We start from the raw sequence: 18721 nt of genomic DNA, 5'->3' as shown, positions 1-18721 counted from the left end.
TCAGACACGAGCAATGGTGTTGGTGCGGCGGATCTTCTGCTGCAGCTGGATGATCCCGTAGATCAGAGCTTCTGCCGTCGGAGGGCAACCTGGCACATAAACATCCACCGGCACGATGCGGTCACAACCGCGCACCACCGAATAGCTGTAGTGGTAGTAACCACCACCATTGGCACACGAACCCATCGACAGGACCCAGCGCGGCTCGGACATCTGGTCGTACACCTTGCGCAGTGCGGGGGCCATCTTGTTGCACAGCGTGCCCGCCACGATCATCAGGTCGGACTGACGAGGGCTAGCACGGAACACTTCTGCACCAAAACGACCGATGTCATACCGGGCCGCCGCAGCGTGCATCATCTCCACAGCACAGCAAGCCAGACCAAACGTCATCGGCCACAGAGAACCGGTCTTGGCCCAGTTCACCACGGAGTCGTAACTCGTGGTGATGAAGCCTTCCTTCATCACGCCTTCAATCATTGCATTGTCCTTGTTGAAGTCCGCTCATTCCCAATCCAGGGCACCCTTTTTCCATTCGTAGGCAAAACCCACGACCAGAATGGCCAGGAAAATCACGACCGCCACAAAACCGGCCACGCCCACCTCGTGCAGCGTGACCGCCCACGGGAAAAGGAATGCGATTTCCAGGTCGAACAGAATGAAGAGAATGGCCACGAGGTAGTAGCGCACATCAAACTTCATGCGCGCATCCTCGAAGGCTTCAAAGCCACATTCGTAGGGGGAGTTCTTTGCGGCATCCGGGCGGTTGGGGCCCAGTATGTAGCCGAGTACAAGGGGGACAACGCCTACGGCGATGCCGACCAAGATGAACAAAAGGACGGGGAGGTACTGATCGAGGTTCATCTTGAGGATGTGCTCACCGCTGTGGCCTTGCCCGTCAGGACCCAAGCCGGGTCATGCAGGCAGGCCTTTGTTTTGGTGCCGTCGGCGAGACTCGAACTCGCACAGCTTTCGCCACTACCCCCTCAAGATAGCGTGTCTACCAATTTCACCACGACGGCTGATTTTTGCATCTGGATGGCATGAGGAACCTTGCGGCTTTTGGCTTTCCAGACAATCCAGAATTCTACTCCGGAAAAACCCTGCTTCGGCCCTGCGGGCCGAAATTCAGTTCAATTATTTGGTCGGGATCTGCGCGGCGCCCGAAGCGGGAGCGGCAGGCGCTGCAGGCACCTCAGAAGCAGGTGCGCCGGCAGGCACGGCAGCGGCGGGCGTTTCCAGAACGCTGCCCGAACTGGCGGGACGAGCGTTGCCAAAGTAGGCCAACGCGAGCGTAGAAACAAAGAACACTGCAGCCAGCACGGCCGTGGTACGGGACAGGAAGTTGGCGCTGCCGCTGGCGCCAAAGAGGCTGCCCGAACTGCCGCTACCGAAAGCCGCCCCCATGTCGGCTCCCTTGCCATGCTGGATCAAGATCAGGCCGATCATGGCCAGGGCCGCCAACATCTGCACCGCCAAAATCACATTCACGATCACGTTCATTCTCTGTTCACTCCTGATTGAATTGTTTGACTCGCAGCCGCCTCAACGAGCGGCCGCAATGATTTGTAGAAAGTCGGGCGCCTTCAGCGAAGCCCCACCGACCAGGCCGCCGTCGATATCGGGCTGCGCCAGTAACTGAGCTGCATTGGCCGCATTCATGCTGCCGCCGTACAGCAACCGGATGCGGTCCGCATGCTCGCTCGCAGCTGCCAGCTGGGTGCGCAGCACGGCATGCACGGCTTGCGCCTGCTCCGGCGACGCAGTGCGACCCGTGCCAATGGCCCACACAGGCTCGTAAGCCACCACGATCTCGCTGATGCAATGACCGTTGAGATGAATTACCGCTGCGAGTTGCCGCTTGACCACCGCCTCGGTCAGTCCCGCTTCACGCTCCTGCAGTGTTTCCCCCACACAGACCACCGGCGTCACACCGGCCGCCAGCGCGCGCTGGGCCTTCTCCGCCACAATCGCGTCCGTTTCACCATGGTACTGGCGGCGCTCAGAGTGCCCCACCAGCGCATAGCGCACACCAAAATCCTTCAGCATGGCCACCGATACCTCACCAGTGTAGGCACCCGCCTCGTGCGAAGACACATCCTGTGCTGCCACCGCAATGGCAGTGCCGGCGGTCAACGCCTGCACCTGCGCCAGATAGGGCGCAGGCACTGCGACGGCCACATCACAAGCCACATCTGCAGCACCCGCAATCAAGGCCTTCAACAACGCTTCGTTGGCAGCGAGGCTGCCATTCATCTTCCAGTTGCCAGCGATGAGTTTTTTCTTGTTGTTCATGATTACCACGTCAAAACAATCTTGCCAACGTGCTGGTTGGACTCCATCAGCGCATGGGCTTGTGCCGCATCCGCAGCAGCAAACGTGCTGTGGATGACCGGACGCACCTTGCCCGCTGCCAGCAAGGGCCAGACATGCTCACGCAGCGCCCGTGCAATCGCACCCTTGAAAGCCACGGGACGCGGACGCAGTGTGGACCCTGTGATGGTGAGCCGCTTGCGCAGCACCAACCCGGCATTGAAACCGCTCTGCACACCCCCTTGCACGGCGATGATGACGATCCGGCCGTCCTCGGCCAGGCATTCGACCTCGCGGGCGACATAGTCACCTGCCACCATATCGAGCACCACATCAACACCACGCGCCTCGGTGATTTGCTTCACCTCGGCCACAAAGTCCTGAGACTTGTAGTTGACGGCGTGGTGAGCGCCCAGCGCCAGGCAAGCTGCACACTTGTCATCGCTCCCAGCGGTGGCAATCACGGTAGCACCGAAGGCACGTGCCAGCTGAATAGCCGTCACGCCAATGCCACTCGTACCGCCTTGCACCAGGAAGGTTTCACCGGCTTGCAAACGCGCACGGTCAAAGACATTGCTCCACACCGTGAAGAACGTCTCCGGAAGTGATGCAGCCTCTACGTCACTGAAGCCATCAGGCACCGGCAGGCATTGCACCACCGGCGCCACACACCACTGGGCATAACCACCACCCGCCACCAAGGCGCAAACACGGTCACCCACACGAATGCCCGCCTCTGCCATCGCCAAAGCATCGCCCGACTCAACCACCCCCGCGACCTCCAGCCCCGGAAGATCCGAGGTGCCAGGGGGCGGCGCATAGTGGCCCATTCGCTGCAATACATCTGGGCGGTTGATGCCACTGGCCGCCACGCGGATCAGCAGCTCACCCGCACCCGCTACAGGAGCGGGGCGCTCACCCAGACGCAGCACCTCAGGCCCACCAAACGATGTGATCTCAACAGCATGCATAACGGGGTTTACCGAAGATGGATTCAGATGATTTAGGCCGCTAGCGCATGATTTATATGCACCAGCAGCTACCAAATCAATAGCAGATCAACAATTTAGCCATTCACCTGAACAGACGCGCCATCTGCAGGCAGGGCCTGCTGCTGTTGCTGCTCTGCGGGATGACGGCCGCCATCACGACCGTGATCGCGGCGGGGTTCGCGATCGCCACGTTCTGCAGGCGCTGGACGGTCGCTGCCACCGGCGGGACGATCTGCCAACACCTTCATGGACAGCTTGATACGGCCCTTTTCGTCGGTTTCCATGACCTTGACCTTCACGATCTGGCCTTCGGTCAGGTAGTCAGACACCTTTTCGACGCGCTCGTGAGCGATCTGGCTGATGTGCAGCAGACCATCCTTGCCAGGCAGCAGATTGATCAGCGCGCCAAAGTCGAGGATCTTGGTCACAGGGCCTTCGTAGATCTTGCCGATCTCGACTTCTGCCGTGATCTGCTCGATGCGCTTCTTGGCTTCATCGGCCTTCGCAGCGTCGGTGGCGGCAATGGTGATGGTGCCGTCTTCCTCGATGTTGATCTGGCAGCCAGTTTCTTCGGTCAGCGCACGGATCACAGCGCCGCCCTTGCCGATCACGTCACGGATCTTCTCGGGGTTGATCTTCATGGTGTACAGCTTGGGCGCGAAGTTCGACACTTCGGTCTTGGCTTCACCCATGGCCTCCTGCATCTTGCCCAGGATGTGCATGCGCGCTTCCTTGGCCTGGGCCAGTGCCACTTGCATGATTTCCTTGGTGATGCCCTGGATCTTGATGTCCATCTGCAGGGCCGTGATACCGCCCGTGGTACCCGCCACCTTAAAGTCCATGTCACCCAGGTGATCTTCATCGCCCAGGATGTCGGTCAGCACGGCGAAACGGTTGGCGTCCTTGATCAGCCCCATCGCAATACCGGCCACGTGGGCCTTCATGGGCACGCCGGCATCCATCAGCGACAGGCAGCCGCCGCAAACCGAAGCCATGGACGAGGAACCATTGGACTCAGTGATTTCCGACACGACACGCATGGTGTAGGGGAATTCTTCCTTGGTCGGCAGCACAGCGACCAGCGCACGCTTGGCCAGACGGCCGTGGCCGATTTCGCGGCGCTTGGTCGAGCCCATGCGGCCCACTTCGCCGGTGGCGAAGGGAGGCATGTTGTAGTGCATCATGAAGCGGTCTTCGTACTCGCCAGCCAGCGCATCGATGCGCTGTGCATCACGCTCGGTGCCCAGCGTGGTAACGACCAGCGCCTGGGTTTCGCCACGCGTGAACAGGGCCGAGCCGTGGGCACGGGGCAGCACGCTGTTGCGGATCTCGATGGGGCGCACGGTGCGCGTGTCGCGGCCGTCGATGCGGGGCTCGCCAGCCAGGATCTGGCTGCGCACGATGCCCGCTTCGATGTCGAACAGCATGCCTTCAACCTTGACGGCGTCGAACTCAACACCATCGGCCTTCAACGCTGCCATCACGGCTGCATAGGCTTCGCGGCAGGCCTGGGTGCGGGCTTGCTTGTTGCGGATCTGGTAGGCAGCGCGCAGCTTGTCGTCGGCCAGCGCCACCACCTTGGCGATCAGTGCTTCGTCCTTGGCAGGCGCTTCCCATTGCCACACGGGCTTGCCCGCGTCGCGCACCAGATCGTGAATGGCGTTGATGGCCACATTGCCTTGCTCGTGACCGAACACCACGGCACCCAGCATGATTTCTTCAGACAGCTGCTGGGCTTCGGATTCGACCATCAGCACTGCGGCTTCGGTGCCCGCCACCACCAGATCCATCTGCGAGTTCTTGCGCGCAGTCTGGCCAGGGTTGAGCACGTACTCGCCGTTGATATAACCCACGCGTGCGGCACCAATGGGGCCGTTGAACGGAATGCCAGAGATGGCCAGGGCAGCACTGGTAGCGATCAACGCAGCGATGTCGGCATCCACTTCAGGATTCAGCGACACCGTGTGGATCACCACGTGCACTTCGTTGAAGAAACCTTCGGGGAACAGCGGACGGATCGGGCGGTCGATCAGGCGGCTGGTCAGGGTTTCGTGCTCGCTGGGCTTGGCTTCGCGCTTGAAGAAGCTGCCAGGGATCTTGCCGGCAGCATACGTCTTCTCGATGTAGTCCACCGTCAGGGGAAAGAAGTCCTGGCCGGGCTTGGCGGACTTGGAGGCGACCACAGTGGCCAGCACCACGGTGTCGTCAATATTCACCAGCACAGCGCCAGAGGCCTGGCGGGCGATTTCGCCGGTTTCCATGATGACGGTCTTGTCACCCCATTGGAAGGTCTTGGTGACTTTGTTGAAAATGCTCATGTTCAGCTCCTGTTTTAATAGCTGGTAGTGCCCTACCAGATTGTCTTGGAGAGCAATTCAGAACACGATGCCATTCCAGGGAAGTTCTGCGCCAGGCAGTAACAACAACTTCATTGGAATGACACAGCTTCGCTCTGTTTTGCGGCTCCGAAGTAAAAAACGCCTGAGCTAGCGGACTAACCCAGGCGTTTTGGCATGCAATGAAGATTACTTGCGCAGACCCAACTTGGCGATCAGCGCGGTGTAACGGTCAGCGTCCTTGGCCTTCAGGTAGTCCAGCAGCTTGCGACGGCGGCTCACCATGCGCAGCAGGCCACGGCGACCATGGTGGTCCTTGGCGTGCGTCTTGAAGTGGGGAGTCAGTTCGTTGATGCGAGCGGTCAGCAGGGCCACTTGCACTTCTGGGCTACCAGTGTCATTGGCAGCACGGGCGTTCGCCTTGACGACTTCGGCCTTGATGGAGGATGCAATCATGTTTTTCCTTGAATGTGGCCTGCCGCAGGCGGAAGACCATGGTTTTTACTTGCGCCAGCAGCTGGAACGGCCGCAGGCGTGCGTCTTGCACCATGCAAAACCCGCAGATTATAACCCGAGGCCCTCAATTCGCCTCTGACCAGCCCACAGGCACCTTGCCAGCCCGATCTCGCCGGACCAGAACAAGGGGGCTTGCTGCCGCCCTTCGCCGCCGGTGTAGCGTAGAGGATACGCCGCAGCACAGGCCTCATCGGAGTGAGCCCGCCTCGACGCATTGCAGCCCAAGCCCACCTTAAGATCACTCGGCGCCCCGGCATCCCAACATTCACTCCCCCGGACCACTCAACATGCCATTCCCCCCGGCCCTCCACCCCTCGACCAACGTGGCACTGCGCAAGGTTATCGCTCCCCTGCTTTTGTGGATGCTGGCCCTTGGCCTCGGGCTGCATACCGGGGCAAGCCACGCCACCACCAAAAATGCGACCCAAAGCGGCCATAGCGAAGTGAGCAAGAAAAAGAAATCCACCAAGGTGAAACAGGAGCGAAGCTCATCCGAGGAGAGCCGCTCGGAACGCGACCGCCGGCTGTATCGGGAGTGCAAGGGGCGCGCCAATGCGGGCGCCTGCCTCGGATACACCCACAAACCGTGACCCCACACACCACGCTGCCAAGCCTGAAGTCATCCGCATCCCTCAGAGACACCCCGGGGCGTGGCGCCGGCGGTGCGAAAAGGCCGTGGCTTGTTCAGGCGTTGGCCGCTGTGATCCCCCAGCGCGCGAGCGCTGCATCGTCACTCACCCGTGCATCCACCCAGCGAGCGCCATGTGAGGTTTGCTCCTTTTTCCAGAACGGCGCCTGGGTCTTGAGGTAGTCCATCAAAAACTCGCAGGCCTGAAAACTCTGACCCCGGTGGGCACTGGTCACTGCCACCAGCACGATCTGGTCCAGGGGCTGCAGAAGGCCCACGCGGTGAATCACGCGGGCGCCAAAAATATCGAAGCGCCGAAAGGCCTCGTCCACCATGGCTTCGATGGATTTTTCGGTCATGCCAGGGTAGTGCTCCAACTCCATGGAGGACACCTGATCCCCCTCGTTGCGATCACGGACGGTGCCAACGAAGCTGCAGACAGCGCCCACACCCTTGTTCTCACGACGCAAGGTAGCGATTTCGGTGGACAGGTCAAAGTCCTCGGTCTGAATAGAAACACGGGGCAAGGTCATGACAAAAGGCTCTCAGCAGGGAGTGTGGAGTTCAGACAGGAAGTCGCGTCAGGGCGAACGATGCAGCCGTGGTGCAGCCAGCAGGGCGCGCTCTTCCTCCACCACCTTGTTCAACTGCGCCAGTGCGGGCGATGGGGGCAACTGCGCCAGCAATGCCTGCAGCCGCGTGACGTCGCCCACGGTCGGTGCCACCTTGATCTGAGCAATGGCAGCGGGCAGGTTGCCGCCCCGAACCAACGCCAGCACCTTGGCGGGCCATTCACTTTTATTGCGTGCCATAGATTGGTAATAACGTTTGTCTGTACGATTCGCCCGCACTGTACCCGCATGCGATCCGGTACGTGATCTTCCAAGCTCTTTCCACCCATGGCCACACAAACGATTCAGACCGATCTCTACAAGCTCTACCCATCCCCGCGCAATACGGTCCGCGATGTGTTCGAGCACCAGGTCTTCGTGCCCCACCCCTACGCCATCATTGACTTGGATGTGATGGAGCTGGCGGGCAAAACGACGCTGTTTGGTGCCTGCCGCCTGTCGGACATGAAAATGGGCCAGGTGGTGACTTTCGAGCTGGCCTCCGATCAGGCCAAGTTCGAACGGCTGTTCACCCCCGACTAACCCCCCCATGGATGACGACAACCAGATCCACGTGCCGCCCTCCTTCATGGCGGTTTACACCGACACCCGAGGGCGCCTGACGGAAAAGGCGAACGGCGTGCGCGCCCGCTACGAACTGTGCGAAGACCTGGCAGGCCATCTGGTGGAGCACGCGCAGACGCTGTACCACGTGCAGGCGCCTTCCGAGACCGAGATCCTGCAGCGCATCCACGCGGGGCTGTGCACGGCCGAATCTGGCGTGGCGGTGGCAGAAGCGACATGGATCGTCACCCGGCTGGCCGAGCTGCTGGTGTGGCAATGCCCCGTGCTGGTGCCGCCGCAGCCCGAATCTGCAGCCAACGCTGCCCAGCCACCGCAGGCAGGCTGACCAACCTTGGAACACGGTGGGCACTTGGCTATACTGCGGCCCATGTCCACGCGCACCACCTTTGCCACGACCGCCGCACCTGCGGTGGCGTTGCAGTGCGTGGGCAAAACCAAAAAACCAGAGCTCATCTGACCGGAGCTGTGGTTCCGTCCGGATGAGCGACGGAACCACCTGGTAGGGAAATTTCCTTTTCTCTTTTCACTCCCTGGCATTCCGCGCGCGCTCCCTCCGGACGGTTCTTCCCCTGGTCGAACCCTGAAAGGACGCTTCGCATGTCTGCCACCGATACCGCTACCTCCCACCAGCCGCTGTTCAGCGGGCTCTGGATCGCCTTGGTCACACCGTTCAAGGATGGCGCCGTGGATCACCCGGCCCTTGCCGCCCTCACCACCCGGCTGCGTGCCGACGGCGTTGCGGGCTTCGTTGCCTGCGGCTCGACCGGTGAGGCCGCGGCCCTCGACAAGGCCGAGCAACTGCAGGTGCTGGATACCGTGCTCAGCGCCGCCCAGGGTTTGCCCGTGGTGATGGGCGTGTCGGGCTACCACCAGGGCCAGGTGCTGGAGCAGGTGCAGGCCCTTGCACACTACCCGGTGGCAGGCCTGCTGGTGTCCGCCCCGCACTACATCCGCCCCTCGCAGGAGGGCCTGCTGCACTGGTTCCGCACCCTGGCCGATGCCAGCGCGGTGCCCCTGCTGATCTACGACATTCCGTACCGCACAGGCGCCACGCTCACCACCGAAACGCTGCTGGCGCTGGCGGCACATCCGCGCATAGAGGCCATCAAGGACTGTGGCGGCAACACGGCCAAGACGCAGGCCCTGATCGCCGATGGCCGGCTGCAGGTGCTGACGGGCGAAGACGCGCAGATTTTCCATACGCTGGCCCTCGGCGGCGCAGGCGCCATCTCTGCCTGTGCACACTGGCAGACGCCGCGTTTTGTGGAGTTGATGGCATTGCTGCGTCAGGGTGACCTGCCCTCAGCCCGTCATTTGTGGCAGGCCTTGCAACCCTGGGTGGAAGCGTGTTTTGCAGAGCCCAACCCTGCCCCGCTCAAGGCCATGCTGGCGCATGCAGGGTGGATGCGCAGCGAACTGCGCGCGCCGATGATGCCGGCCTCGAAGGCGCTGCAGGATCGTTTGAAGGCGCTTTGAGGTGACGTGCTGGCGAGCGCGGGAGCGCCCCAGCTAACCGCCCGTCACCGGGGGGAAGAAAGCCACCTCGGCCCCATCGGCCAGGGTGGCGGACTCGTCGCTCAAGGTCTGGTTGAGTGCCATGCGCACGGCCCGGCCCCGCGCCAGGCTGCTGGCGTGGGCACCACCGCGTGCAATGAGCTCGTCGCGCAAGGCACCCAGCGTGGTGGCAGCGGTTTCGACCGCCTCGCTGCCTTGCCCAATGGCCTCACGGATCGAGGCGAAGTAGCGCACAGAGACCTTCATCCCAGCAACTCCGAAAACGCGATAAACCGCACCATATCGCCTGGCGCAATCGTCTGGCCCGCCGGGTTGTCCACCACGCCATCACCCCAGGCGGCCGAAGTGAGCACACCCGAACTCTGGTTGTTGAACAGGTCCAGTCCGCCCGCCGCGTTGTGCCGCACGCGCAGAAATTCGCGGCGTTTATCGGCTTTGGGCCAGGTGAAATCGGCACGCATCGCCACGGTCTGCGGAGTCACGTCCTGCACGCCCTGCAGCCGCAGCACAAAGGGCCGCACCAGCAACGCAAAGGTCAGAAAGCTCGACACCGGGTTGCCAGGCAGGCCCATGAAGTGGGCAGCACCGCCTTCACGCGGGATCTGGCCATAGGCAAACGGCTTGCCGGGCTTCATCGCGATCTGCCACAGGTCCAGCGTGCCCAGAGTCTCCACAGCAGGCTTGATGTGGTCTTCCTCACCCACACTCACGCCCCCGCTGGTCAGGATCAGGTCGTGCGCGCTGCTGGCCTGGCGCAGGGCGTCGATGGTGGCCTCGCGCCGGTCGGGCACGATGCCCAAATCGGTCACCTCGCAGCCCAGGCGTAGCAGCATCGCACGCAGGAAAAAGCGGTTGCTGTTGTAGATGGCACCGGGGCGCATCTGCTCGGGCGGGACTTCGCCGGGCATGACCAGTTCATCGCCCGTAGAAAACAGCGCCACGCGCGGGCGCCGCGCGACCTGCAGCTGGTGCTGACCGATGCTGGCCGCCAGGCCCAGTTCGGCCGGAGTGAGACGCGTGCCAGCCGACAGCACCACCGCACCCCGGGTGATGTCTTCGCCCGCGCTGCGGATCCACTGCCCGGCTTGGGGAACGGCGTTGATACGCACCGAGCCCAGGCCATCGGCCGCCGCAAGGGCTTCACAGTCTTCCTGCATCAGGATGGCATCGGCGCCTGCAGGCACAGGCGCACCGGTGAAGATGCGCGCCGCCATGCCGGGCTGCAGTGGGTCGCCCGCACTGCCGGCAGGAATGCGCTGGGACACCGGCAACACCACCCCTGCCGCCGCCACATCGGCGCAGCGCACGGCGTAACCATCCATCGAGCTGTTGTCCTGGGGAGGCACCTGCAGAGCCGACACACAGCTTTGCGCCAGCACGCGGCCGTCGGCGTCAAAGGTGGTGACGGTATCGGAGCCTGGCAGCAGCTGGGCGTGCGCCAGCAGGTCCGCCAGCGCCTCGTCCAGCGGCTTGAGCGGCTTCATTGCGGGGCGCATGGCAGCAGCCCCCCGTGCAGTTCCCAGTTGTATTCAAAGCGGTGTTCGTACTGGATGAGCCAGTCCACCACTTGGTCGGGTGCGTTCAGGTCCAGCAAGGGCAATTGCGTGGCGACCGGCAGGCTCTCGGGGGCATCAGTGGCCACAGCCACCACAAAGTCGTCTTCGGGGTAACGCACGGGCTTGGCCACTTGCCCTGGCTCGGGGGCTCGCCAGACTTCGATCTTGAGCAGGTCGCTGTCCTTGAAACCCTCCACCAGCACCCAGTCCACCCCCTGGTACAACTCCGCCAGCAGGTGGTGCACGCCGAGGGTGGCGGGCTGCTCGAACTCGCGCACCAGCATCAGGCGCTTGTCCGATGCAGCGACCACCTCGAAAGCCCCCGCCTCGCGGTGGCGGTAGGTGTCCTTGCCCGGGTGGTCCACATCAAAACTGTGGTGGGCATGCTTGACCACCGACACTCGCAGGCCCCGCAGCCGCAGCGCGGGGATCAACTGCTCGACCAGCGTGGTCTTGCCACTGCCGGAAAACCCGGCAAAACCGACAACCTTCATCCACTGCTCCTTGATTAGCTATGTTATTTATAGCTTTAAGTGCATACCAGACTAGCGCCCGGGGCAATATTGACCACAAACGACCCTGTCCTGGCCCGCCCGGCATCTGCCGGCCGCTCACGCGGACAGGCAGGTACCGACCACTCACCCCAACGCTGCAGGGGAGCAATGGCGTTCGATGTAGGCCTTGACCAAGTCCACATCGGCGGGCATCACCTGTACACGCTTGGGCAGGTCTTCGATGCCTGCAAACTTGGCAGGCCGCTCGGGCGCATGGCCCAGCGCTTCGACGATGGTCTCGGCAAACTTGATGGGCAGCGCCGTTTCCAGCACGATCATCGGTACGTTGGGGTCTTGGTGATGCTCCAGGGCCACCTTCACCCCGTCGGCGGTGTGGGTGTCGATGGTCACGCCATGGCGCTGATAGTTGTCGCGGATCGTGGCCAGGCGGTCGGCGTGGGTGCTCTTGCCACTTTCAAAACCGTATTTGGTGGCGGCATCGGCAAACAGCGGCTCCGCGCTCAAATCAAAGCGGCCGTAGGTTTGCAATGCAGCGCCGAACAAGGCCTTGGTACGTTGGCCGTTGCGGCCCAGCAGGTCGAAAATGAAACGCTCGAAGTTGCTGGCCTTGCTGATATCCATCGAAGGGCTGGACGTCTCGTGCGTGTCGGCACTGCTGCGCACGCGGTACACGCCGGTGCGGAAGAACTCGTCGAGCACGTCGTTCTCATTGGTGGCCACCACCAGCTTGGCAATGGGCAGGCCCATCATGCGCGCCACATGGCCCGCGCACACGTTGCCAAAGTTGCCCGATGGCACCGTGAAACTCACCTTCTGGTTGTTAGTCTCGGTGGCCTGGATGTAGCCCGCAAAGTAGTACACCACCTGTGCCAGCAGGCGCGCCCAGTTGATGGAGTTGACGGTGCCGATCTTGTACTTGTGCTTGAAGGCGTGGTCATTGGAGACGGCCTTGACAATGTCCTGGCAGTCGTCGAACACACCTTCGATGGCGATGTTGTGGATGTTCTCGTCCTGCAGGCTGAACATCTGCGCCTGCTGGAACGCGCTCATGCGGCCGTGCGGGCTGGTCATGAAGACACGCACGCCCTCTTTGCCGCGCATCGCGTATTCGGCGGCGCTGCCGGTGTCGCCACTGGTCGCGCCCAGGATGTTGAGCTGCTCGCCGCGGCGCTTGAGCTCGTACTCGAACAGGTTGCCCAGCAGCTGCATGGCCATGTCCTTGAAGGCCAGCGTGGGACCGTTGGACAGGGCTTCGAGCCACAGACTGTTTTCGAGGTGGCGCAGGGGCACGATCTCGCCCGTGCCAAATACTTCGGCGGTGTACGTCTTGGCGCAGATGGCCTTCAAATCGGTGGCAGGAATGTCGTCGATGTAGAGCGACAGGATCTGGAACGCCAGCTCGGCGTAGCCTTGCTCGTGGTAGGCCTTGCGCAGGCGCGTGAGCATGGCGTCATCCACCTGCGGGTAATGCTCGGGCAGGTACAGGCCACCATCGGGCGCCAAGCCTTCGAGCAGGATGTCGCAGAACTGTTTGCGGTCTGCATGGCCGCGGGTGCTGAGGTACTTCATGAAGGATTCCCGTCGGTATCGGTGAAGGTGGTGAACTGGCTAAAAGCTGATGCCGTACACACGGATGTCAATGTAGAGACGCGAGGCGATCAGCAGGAAGAACCCGCCGATCAGGATGAGCCAGTGCAGTGCCCGGTCCTGGCGGTTGTCGGTGCGCTCCAGCAGAACAAAGTACAGCCACGCGGCCAGAAAGCTGCCCACCCCGTTGAGCAGGGCCTGCGTGCGCGACATGGCCCCGAACAGGGCCAATGCGACCAGCAGGCCGAACCAGAACGCCAGATGCCAGCGCGGCAGATCGACATGCGCCATCTTGAGCAGCGCCGACAGCGTGAGGGCGGCAACCAGAGTGGGCATGGCGAGGCAGCATCATGGTGTGGCGTGGCCCATCATCAGTTGAGTTCTTCCTTACGAATGCGCGTGATGGGTGCCAGCACGGTCGGCAGCGCCTGCATTTGTGCAATGACGGCATCCATCGTGCCTTCGCGGGTGTCGTGGGTCAGGATGATCAGGTCGGTCTGCGTCGATCCCTCGCCGCCCACTTCGTCAGCCTCGCGCTGCAGCACGGCATCGATGCTCACGCCGGCCTCGGCCAGCAGGCCGGTGACCTTGGCCAGCACGCCAGCCTGGTCGGCGACGCGCAAGCGCAGGTAGTAGCTGGTGACCACTTCGCTCATCGGCAGCACGGGCAGCTGGTCCATGGCGCCCTGCAGCGTGTTGGCCTGGAAGGCCAGGTGCGGCACGCGGTGTTCAGGGTCGGCCGTGTGCAGGCGGGCGATGTCTACCAGGTCGGCGATCACTGCACTGGCGGTGGGCTCACTGCCTGCGCCCTTGCCGTAGTACAGCGTGGTGCCCACGGCATCGCCCTGCACCACCACGGCGTTCATCGCGCCTTCGACGTTGGCGATCAGGCGCTTGGAGGGTACGAGGCTCGGGTGCACGCGCAGCTCGATGCCCTTTTCGGCGCGCTTGGTGATGCCCAGCAGCTTGATGCGGTAGCCCAGTTGTTCTGCGTATTTGATGTCGGCGGCGGAGAGCTTGGTGATGCCTTCCACATAGGCCTTGTCGAACTGCACCGGGATGCCGAAAGCGATGGCGCTCATCAACGTCACCTTGTGCGCGGCATCCACGCCTTCAATGTCGAAGGTGGGGTCGGCTTCGGCGTAACCCAGGCGTTGCGCTTCTTTGAGCACCACGTCGAAGTCCAGGCCCTTGCTGCGCATCTCGGACAGGATGAAGTTGGTGGTGCCGTTGATGATGCCGGCGATCCACTGGATGCGGTTGGCCGTGAGGCCTTCGCGCAGCGCCTTGATGATGGGAATGCCACCAGCCACGGCGGCCTCGAAGGCCACCATCACACCCTTGGCCGATGCGGCCGCAAAAATCTCGGTGCCATGCACGGCCAGCAGCGCCTTGTTGGCGGTGACCACATGCTTGCCTGCAGCAATGGCTTCGAGCACCAGTGCACGTGCGATGCCGTAGCCGCCAATCAACTCGATCACGATATCGATGTCGGGGTTGGCGATGATGGCACGGGCGTCGTTGACGACCTGGATGCCGTCACCCACCACAGCCTTGGCGCGCGCTACGTCCAGGTCCGCCACCATGGTGATCTCGATGCCACGTCCAGCACGGCGGCTGATCTCGTCCTGGTTGCGCTGCAACACGTTGAACACGCCGCTGCCGACGGTGCCGATGCCCAGAAGGCCTACTTGGATGGGTTTCATAGCAATGGGAAGAGAAAGAAAAACAATGATTCGGGAGGGATGTAGAGGGCGCGGTGTCGAGCAGCAGATCCCTCAACGCGTGACATAGGTCGGCAACTGCCAGGCGCCACCCGCAAAGCCACGGCACATGCCGTCGCCAGACTCGCCGCGCAGCACAAAACCCTGGCCGTCGAACTGCCACTCACGCACCCACCAGCAGTCGCCAATGCCCCGGCCCTTCATTGCCGAATGCACCGTGCCCGAGGCCGGATCGAAATCGCCGTCCACGTCCTGCAAGGGCTCTGGCTTGTAGGGCGGGCGGTCGTTGGCCACCCACAGCAGACTGCTGAAGTTGTAAGCGCCCATGCCACAGGGCACGGACAGCAGCACCTTGCGCTCCGTGAGCCGGTAGACCTGCACATTGGCGGGGTTGAACGCATCGTCGCCGTTGCACTGGCCTTCGGTACTGGCGCGGCCCAGCGCAGCCACCAGCGGCTTGGCCAGTGCGGCATCCCCCTTGCGCGCAGGCATCGGGGTCACAGTCTTGATGACCGGGGCAGGCAAAGACGGCAGCACGGAAGCCTCTGGCTTCGTGCCCTTGCGCACCAAAGCGCCCGGTGTGCCCACCCTGCCTTGGGCCTCGTCCATCTTGAGCAGAACCGCGGTGACACCCGCCAGTGACAGCACCCAACGGTCCTTGCCAACGGCCACCGTGGCCTCTTCGTTCTTGAGCAGCTCCTGCAGCAGGCGGGGCACCTGCGCTGCAGGCACGCTGGGTGTGTCGCCCTTGAGCCCTGGCAAAGACAGTGTGCCCACCTTGAGGTGCAGCGACGCTGGAGTGGCTTTCTCGGTGGACACCTGCAGGTCCACCAGCACCGGCGTGTCAGGTCCTGCCTCGCGGGTCAGGCGCATGGAGACCGGCTCCGACTCGCCACTCTCCGACTGGTAACCCACGGCCCTGCAAGTGCGGGTGTTGTCGCATTGCAAGGCCCAGTCCTTGTGCTGGAAGCTCACGGGCTCCTTGCCCTTGTCGGCAGCGTGCACAGTGTCGAGCAAGCCCGCCGCCACCAGCACGCAGGCGGCGACATGCCGGGCCAGGTCAAGAACGGAGGGTCTTTGCATGGAGCGTATCGCCTTGTCTTCTGGGCAACGCGACGGATCAGGCCGCGACGGCTGCCGCAGCGGTCTGCTTGCGCTTTCGGTATTGCTCCAGGAAGCGCGCCACGCGGCCAATGGCATCGCGCAGGTCGTCTTCATGGGGCAGGAACACGATGCGGAAATGGTCCGGAGCAGGCCAGTTGAAACCCGTGCCCTGCACCAGCATGACCTTCGTCTCCTGCAGCAACTCCAGGAAGAACTGCTGGTCGTCCTCGATGGGATACACCGCCGGGTCGAGGCGCGGGAACATGTACAGCGCGGCCTGAGGTTTCACACAGGTCACGCCCGGGATGGCCGTGATCAGTTCATAGGCCAGATCACGCTGCTTGCGCAGGCGGCCACCCTCACAGACCAGTTCGTTGATGCTCTGGTAACCACCCAGCGCCGTCTGCACGGCCCACTGGCCGGGCACGTTGGCACAAAGGCGCATGTTCGAGAGCATGTTCAGGCCCTCGATGTAGTCCTTGGCAGGCTTCTTGTCGCCCGACACCACCAGCCAGCCAGCGCGGTAACCGCAGGACCGGTAGCTTTTGGACAGCGAGTTGAAGGTGAGCGTAAGCACATCCTCGCTCAGCGAGCCGATGGCCGTGTGCTTGGCGCCGTCGTACAACACCTTGTCGTACACCTCGTCCGCAAAGATCACCAGGCCGTGTTCGCGGGCGATGGCCACGATGCCCTTGAGCAACTCGACCGAGTACAGCGCACCCGTGGGGTTGTTGGGGTTGATGACCACGATGCCTTTGGTACGCGGCGTGATCTTGGCGCGGATGTCTTCCAGGTCGGGCATCCAGCCATTGGCCTCATCGCACAGGTAGTGCACCGGCGTGCCGCCCGACAGGCTGGCCGCAGCGGTCCACAGCGGGTAGTCGGGCGATGGCAGCAGCAACTCATCGCCCGTGTCCAGCAACGCGTTGGTGGCCATAACGATCAGTTCGCTGGCGCCGTTGCCCAGGTAGATGTCATCCAGCGCCACGCCCTTGATGCCCTGCTTCTGGGTCTCGTGCATCACGGCCTTGCGGGCGGCGAAGATGCCTTTGCTGTCCGAGTAGCCCGCCGAGTTGGGCAGGTTGCGGATCATGTCCTGCTGGATTTCTTCGGGGGCATCAAAGCCAAACACCGCCAGATTGCCGATGTTGAGCTTGATGATCTTGTGCCCATCCTCCTCCATCTGCTTGGCCGCGTCCATGATCGGGCCCCGGATGTCGTAGCAAACATTGGCGAGCTTGGCGGATTTTTGGACGGTTTTCATGCGCTGACAGTAGTGCGGTGGGGTCTGGAGGCCGCCGGAGCCGGCGCCCTCAGGCGAAACCTATAATTTGACCACAGAACCGTTGCCATCCCCTGGCGCCGGGCGCCGCTGCCACACCCCGCAGCACCCGAGGCCCACCACTTCCTGCCATGAAATTCCAGCCCGACCGCTCCAACGCTCAGACCATCAGCGGCTACGGCCCCGGCTGGATCGGCATCGACGCCGACAAGATCACCCACAGCGTCATCATCGGGTCGGCAGGCCTCCGCCAGCCCTGGCCCTGCTCCCGCTTTGAGGATCTGACCCCGGAGCATTTCGCCCAGTTGGCCGGGCTGGAAACCGAACTGGTCATTTTTGGCAGCGGGCTGCGCAATCGTTTTCCCCCGCCCGCATGGCTGGCTCCCCTGATAGCGCGGCGGCTCGGGCTGGAGACCATGGACACCCAGGCAGCATGCCGCACCTACAACATCCTGGCGAGCGAAGGACGCAACGTGGTCGCAGCCCTGATTCTGGAAGTCTGAACGCGCGCTCACGGCCTGCCTCAAAGTCGGGCGCACCGGGAATGCCACTTATGCACGGCCGTGCCAAAGTGCCCGCCACCCCACGCAGGACACACTGTCTTACATTTGGCCGGGAACCGATTTCAGGGTAAAATCACCGGTTGCGGTCGGGGGCACCACCAAGAGCAATAACACACCCACTCCCCCGGCTTACCAACGACTACATCCTGAGAGATTGAAGTGATATGGCGATCGTTGTCAACAAACCCCTCCCTGAATTTGAAGCCAACGCAACCGGTGGTATCAAGGTCTCCAACACCTCCCACCTTGGCCAAATTCTGGTTCTCTACTTCTATCCCAAGGACAACACGCCGGGCTGCACCACGGAGGCCATGCAGTTTCGCGACAAGTACAAGGATTTCGTGAAAGCTGGCGCAGCCGTGTTCGGTGTCTCGCGCGACAACATGAAGTCGCACGACGACTTCAAGGAAAAGCTGGAACTGCCGTTCGAGCTGATTGCCGACACCGAAGAAAAGATGTGCCACATGTTCGGTGTGGTCAAGAACAAGATCATGTACGGCAAGAAGGTCAAGGGCATCGAGCGCAGCACCTTCCTGATCGGCCCCGATGGCCTGTTGGTGCAAGAGTGGCGCGGCCTCAAGGTACCAGGCCATGTGGACGAAGTCCTCAAGACCGTCAAATCCCTCAAGGCCCTGAAAAAGGCCGCCTGAGCGGACAACCTGATCGCATCAGCGCCGGCGACCGTTGCAATCCACCAAAGGGCACTGGAGCATCCACGCGACACACCGCCCGTTTTGCCCTGGCAAGACACATGGAGTGGGCATAATGGATCAATGCCCCTGGTTCTTGCACCGTTAGCACCCATCCAAAAAGCCGCCTTGGCCTCCAGGCGGCTTTTTGCTTTCTGACCCCATCCGTTATCCCTTTACCGACCGAGGCCCTGCCACCATGCCC

At 62.5% G+C, this 18721-nt stretch carries 23 protein-coding genes and 1 tRNA gene; 6 read left to right on the top strand and 18 right to left on the bottom strand.

Translation table 11 applies throughout. The annotated features are described in order from the left end of the window. The 8 genes from DBR23_RS02530 to rpsO all read right to left on the bottom strand — a co-directional run bounded on the left by DBR23_RS02530 (window position 1) and on the right by rpsO (window position 6097). Window positions 1-480 (bottom strand): NADH-quinone oxidoreductase subunit B family protein, encoded by a 480-nt coding sequence (locus DBR23_RS02530; RefSeq protein ID WP_007849129.1) that lies wholly within the window; start codon window positions 478-480, stop codon window positions 1-3. Between the two features lie 24 nt (window positions 481-504). Next, entirely contained in the window at window positions 505-864 is a 360-nt protein-coding gene (locus DBR23_RS02525) for an NADH-quinone oxidoreductase subunit A (protein ID WP_056061547.1), read from the bottom strand. 73 nt (window positions 865-937) lie between these two features. Further along, window positions 938-1022, bottom strand: a tRNA-Leu gene (locus DBR23_RS02520). Between the two features lie 115 nt (window positions 1023-1137). Then, complete coding sequence (gene secG, locus DBR23_RS02515; protein WP_056061544.1) at window positions 1138-1503, bottom strand: preprotein translocase subunit SecG; 366 nt, start codon at window positions 1501-1503, stop codon at window positions 1138-1140. A 42-nt stretch (window positions 1504-1545) separates the two neighbouring features. Continuing rightward, window positions 1546-2295, bottom strand: a complete 750-nt coding sequence (gene tpiA, locus DBR23_RS02510; RefSeq protein ID WP_056747675.1) for a triose-phosphate isomerase — start codon at window positions 2293-2295, stop codon at window positions 1546-1548. Window positions 2296-2297: 2 nt separating this feature from the next. Beyond that, on the bottom strand, window positions 2298-3284 hold the full coding sequence (locus DBR23_RS02505; RefSeq protein WP_108497206.1) for an NAD(P)H-quinone oxidoreductase: 987 nt from the start codon (window positions 3282-3284) through the stop codon (window positions 2298-2300). 95 nt (window positions 3285-3379) lie between these two features. Continuing rightward, window positions 3380-5623, bottom strand: a complete 2244-nt coding sequence (gene pnp / locus DBR23_RS02500) for a polyribonucleotide nucleotidyltransferase (protein ID WP_108497205.1) — start codon at window positions 5621-5623, stop codon at window positions 3380-3382. A gap of 207 nt (window positions 5624-5830) precedes the next feature. Further along, entirely contained in the window at window positions 5831-6097 is a 267-nt protein-coding gene (gene rpsO, locus DBR23_RS02495; protein WP_005793232.1) for a 30S ribosomal protein S15, read from the bottom strand. Between the two features lie 383 nt (window positions 6098-6480). Between rpsO and DBR23_RS02490 the strand changes: the two genes are divergently transcribed. Beyond that, a complete protein-coding gene (locus DBR23_RS02490; RefSeq protein WP_233250237.1) occupies window positions 6481-6747 on the top strand; it encodes a hypothetical protein in 267 nt (88 codons plus the stop codon). A 94-nt stretch (window positions 6748-6841) separates the two neighbouring features. On the opposite strand, the gene DBR23_RS02485 is transcribed toward DBR23_RS02490, so the two are convergent. Together DBR23_RS02485 and DBR23_RS02480 are read right to left on the bottom strand one after the other, a co-directional pair. Continuing rightward, window positions 6842-7318 (bottom strand): molybdenum cofactor biosynthesis protein MoaE, encoded by a 477-nt coding sequence (locus tag DBR23_RS02485; RefSeq protein ID WP_056061533.1) that lies wholly within the window; start codon window positions 7316-7318, stop codon window positions 6842-6844. Between the two features lie 48 nt (window positions 7319-7366). Beyond that, window positions 7367-7597: a hypothetical protein gene (locus tag DBR23_RS02480; protein ID WP_056061531.1), complete on the bottom strand. Its 231-nt coding sequence runs from the start codon at window positions 7595-7597 to the stop codon at window positions 7367-7369. Between the two features lie 87 nt (window positions 7598-7684). Between DBR23_RS02480 and DBR23_RS02475 the strand changes: the two genes are divergently transcribed. The 3 genes from DBR23_RS02475 (at window position 7685) to dapA (ending at window position 9457) form a co-directional block, all read left to right on the top strand. Further along, window positions 7685-7939 (top strand): hypothetical protein, encoded by a 255-nt coding sequence (locus tag DBR23_RS02475; protein WP_056061527.1) that lies wholly within the window; start codon window positions 7685-7687, stop codon window positions 7937-7939. Between the two features lie 7 nt (window positions 7940-7946). Next, entirely contained in the window at window positions 7947-8306 is a 360-nt protein-coding gene (locus DBR23_RS02470; RefSeq protein WP_108497203.1) for a hypothetical protein, read from the top strand. Between the two features lie 272 nt (window positions 8307-8578). Continuing rightward, window positions 8579-9457, top strand: a complete 879-nt coding sequence (dapA, locus tag DBR23_RS02465) for a 4-hydroxy-tetrahydrodipicolinate synthase (RefSeq protein WP_108497202.1) — start codon at window positions 8579-8581, stop codon at window positions 9455-9457. A gap of 33 nt (window positions 9458-9490) precedes the next feature. On the opposite strand, the gene moaD is transcribed toward dapA, so the two are convergent. The 8 genes from moaD to DBR23_RS02425 all read right to left on the bottom strand — a co-directional run bounded on the left by moaD (window position 9491) and on the right by DBR23_RS02425 (window position 17246). After that, window positions 9491-9742 carry a molybdopterin converting factor subunit 1 gene (gene moaD, locus DBR23_RS02460; protein WP_099729731.1) on the bottom strand — a complete coding sequence of 84 codons (252 nt, stop codon included), beginning with the start codon at window positions 9740-9742 and terminating at the stop codon, window positions 9491-9493. After that, entirely contained in the window at window positions 9739-10992 is a 1254-nt protein-coding gene (gene glp / locus DBR23_RS02455) for a gephyrin-like molybdotransferase Glp (RefSeq protein WP_108497201.1), read from the bottom strand. Before glp ends, moaD begins: the two co-directional genes overlap by 4 nt. Further along, complete coding sequence (gene mobB, locus DBR23_RS02450; protein ID WP_108497200.1) at window positions 10977-11546, bottom strand: molybdopterin-guanine dinucleotide biosynthesis protein B; 570 nt, start codon at window positions 11544-11546, stop codon at window positions 10977-10979. Before mobB ends, glp begins: the two co-directional genes overlap by 16 nt. A 144-nt stretch (window positions 11547-11690) precedes the next feature. Then, complete coding sequence (gene thrC / locus DBR23_RS02445; RefSeq protein ID WP_108497199.1) at window positions 11691-13136, bottom strand: threonine synthase; 1446 nt, start codon at window positions 13134-13136, stop codon at window positions 11691-11693. 39 nt (window positions 13137-13175) lie between these two features. Next, window positions 13176-13490, bottom strand: a complete 315-nt coding sequence (locus DBR23_RS02440; protein ID WP_056061506.1) for a hypothetical protein — start codon at window positions 13488-13490, stop codon at window positions 13176-13178. A 35-nt stretch (window positions 13491-13525) separates the two neighbouring features. After that, window positions 13526-14860, bottom strand: a complete 1335-nt coding sequence (locus DBR23_RS02435) for a homoserine dehydrogenase (protein ID WP_108497198.1) — start codon at window positions 14858-14860, stop codon at window positions 13526-13528. A gap of 72 nt (window positions 14861-14932) precedes the next feature. After that, window positions 14933-15961: a DUF1176 domain-containing protein gene (locus tag DBR23_RS02430; RefSeq protein ID WP_108497197.1), complete on the bottom strand. Its 1029-nt coding sequence runs from the start codon at window positions 15959-15961 to the stop codon at window positions 14933-14935. A 37-nt stretch (window positions 15962-15998) separates the two neighbouring features. Further along, window positions 15999-17246 (bottom strand): pyridoxal phosphate-dependent aminotransferase, encoded by a 1248-nt coding sequence (locus DBR23_RS02425; protein ID WP_056061495.1) that lies wholly within the window; start codon window positions 17244-17246, stop codon window positions 15999-16001. Window positions 17247-17395: 149 nt separating this feature from the next. Here DBR23_RS02425 and DBR23_RS02420 point away from each other — a divergent pair, with 149 nt between their 5' ends. Further along, entirely contained in the window at window positions 17396-17767 is a 372-nt protein-coding gene (locus DBR23_RS02420) for an Mth938-like domain-containing protein (RefSeq protein ID WP_056061493.1), read from the top strand. A gap of 224 nt (window positions 17768-17991) precedes the next feature. Then, a complete protein-coding gene (locus DBR23_RS02415; RefSeq protein ID WP_015013251.1) occupies window positions 17992-18477 on the top strand; it encodes a peroxiredoxin in 486 nt (161 codons plus the stop codon). Window positions 18478-18721 lie beyond the last annotated feature (244 nt).

The organism is Acidovorax sp. HMWF018 (assembly GCF_003061035.1).
In the GTDB taxonomy this organism is placed as follows: Bacteria; Pseudomonadota; Gammaproteobacteria; order Burkholderiales; family Burkholderiaceae_C; genus Acidovorax; species Acidovorax delafieldii.
Note: the sequence above shows the minus strand (reverse complement) of the source record. Positions and strands in the feature narration are given on the sequence as shown.

Coding starts and splice junctions, on each gene's coding strand:
- DBR23_RS02480 (WP_056061531.1), bottom strand. CDS start 7,597: ATGGCACGCAATAAAAGTGAATGGCCCGCCAAGGTGCTGGCGTTGGTT.
- glp (WP_108497201.1), bottom strand. CDS start 10,992: ATGCGCCCCGCAATGAAGCCGCTCAAGCCGCTGGACGAGGCGCTGGCG.
- DBR23_RS02430 (WP_108497197.1), bottom strand. CDS start 15,961: ATGCAAAGACCCTCCGTTCTTGACCTGGCCCGGCATGTCGCCGCCTGC.
- DBR23_RS02420 (WP_056061493.1), top strand. CDS start 17,396: ATGAAATTCCAGCCCGACCGCTCCAACGCTCAGACCATCAGCGGCTAC.
- rpsO (WP_005793232.1), bottom strand. CDS start 6,097: ATGATTGCATCCTCCATCAAGGCCGAAGTCGTCAAGGCGAACGCCCGT.
- DBR23_RS02425 (WP_056061495.1), bottom strand. CDS start 17,246: ATGAAAACCGTCCAAAAATCCGCCAAGCTCGCCAATGTTTGCTACGAC.
- pnp (WP_108497205.1), bottom strand. CDS start 5,623: ATGAGCATTTTCAACAAAGTCACCAAGACCTTCCAATGGGGTGACAAG.
- secG (WP_056061544.1), bottom strand. CDS start 1,503: ATGAACGTGATCGTGAATGTGATTTTGGCGGTGCAGATGTTGGCGGCC.
- DBR23_RS02525 (WP_056061547.1), bottom strand. CDS start 864: ATGAACCTCGATCAGTACCTCCCCGTCCTTTTGTTCATCTTGGTCGGC.
- DBR23_RS02440 (WP_056061506.1), bottom strand. CDS start 13,490: ATGCCCACTCTGGTTGCCGCCCTCACGCTGTCGGCGCTGCTCAAGATG.
- dapA (WP_108497202.1), top strand. CDS start 8,579: ATGTCTGCCACCGATACCGCTACCTCCCACCAGCCGCTGTTCAGCGGG.
- mobB (WP_108497200.1), bottom strand. CDS start 11,546: ATGAAGGTTGTCGGTTTTGCCGGGTTTTCCGGCAGTGGCAAGACCACG.
- DBR23_RS02530 (WP_007849129.1), bottom strand. CDS start 480: ATGATTGAAGGCGTGATGAAGGAAGGCTTCATCACCACGAGTTACGAC.
- DBR23_RS02485 (WP_056061533.1), bottom strand. CDS start 7,318: ATGACCTTGCCCCGTGTTTCTATTCAGACCGAGGACTTTGACCTGTCC.
- DBR23_RS02470 (WP_108497203.1), top strand. CDS start 7,947: ATGGATGACGACAACCAGATCCACGTGCCGCCCTCCTTCATGGCGGTT.
- DBR23_RS02505 (WP_108497206.1), bottom strand. CDS start 3,284: ATGCATGCTGTTGAGATCACATCGTTTGGTGGGCCTGAGGTGCTGCGT.
- moaD (WP_099729731.1), bottom strand. CDS start 9,742: ATGAAGGTCTCTGTGCGCTACTTCGCCTCGATCCGTGAGGCCATTGGG.
- tpiA (WP_056747675.1), bottom strand. CDS start 2,295: ATGAACAACAAGAAAAAACTCATCGCTGGCAACTGGAAGATGAATGGC.
- DBR23_RS02415 (WP_015013251.1), top strand. CDS start 17,992: ATGGCGATCGTTGTCAACAAACCCCTCCCTGAATTTGAAGCCAACGCA.
- DBR23_RS02475 (WP_056061527.1), top strand. CDS start 7,685: ATGGCCACACAAACGATTCAGACCGATCTCTACAAGCTCTACCCATCC.
- thrC (WP_108497199.1), bottom strand. CDS start 13,136: ATGAAGTACCTCAGCACCCGCGGCCATGCAGACCGCAAACAGTTCTGC.
- DBR23_RS02435 (WP_108497198.1), bottom strand. CDS start 14,860: ATGAAACCCATCCAAGTAGGCCTTCTGGGCATCGGCACCGTCGGCAGC.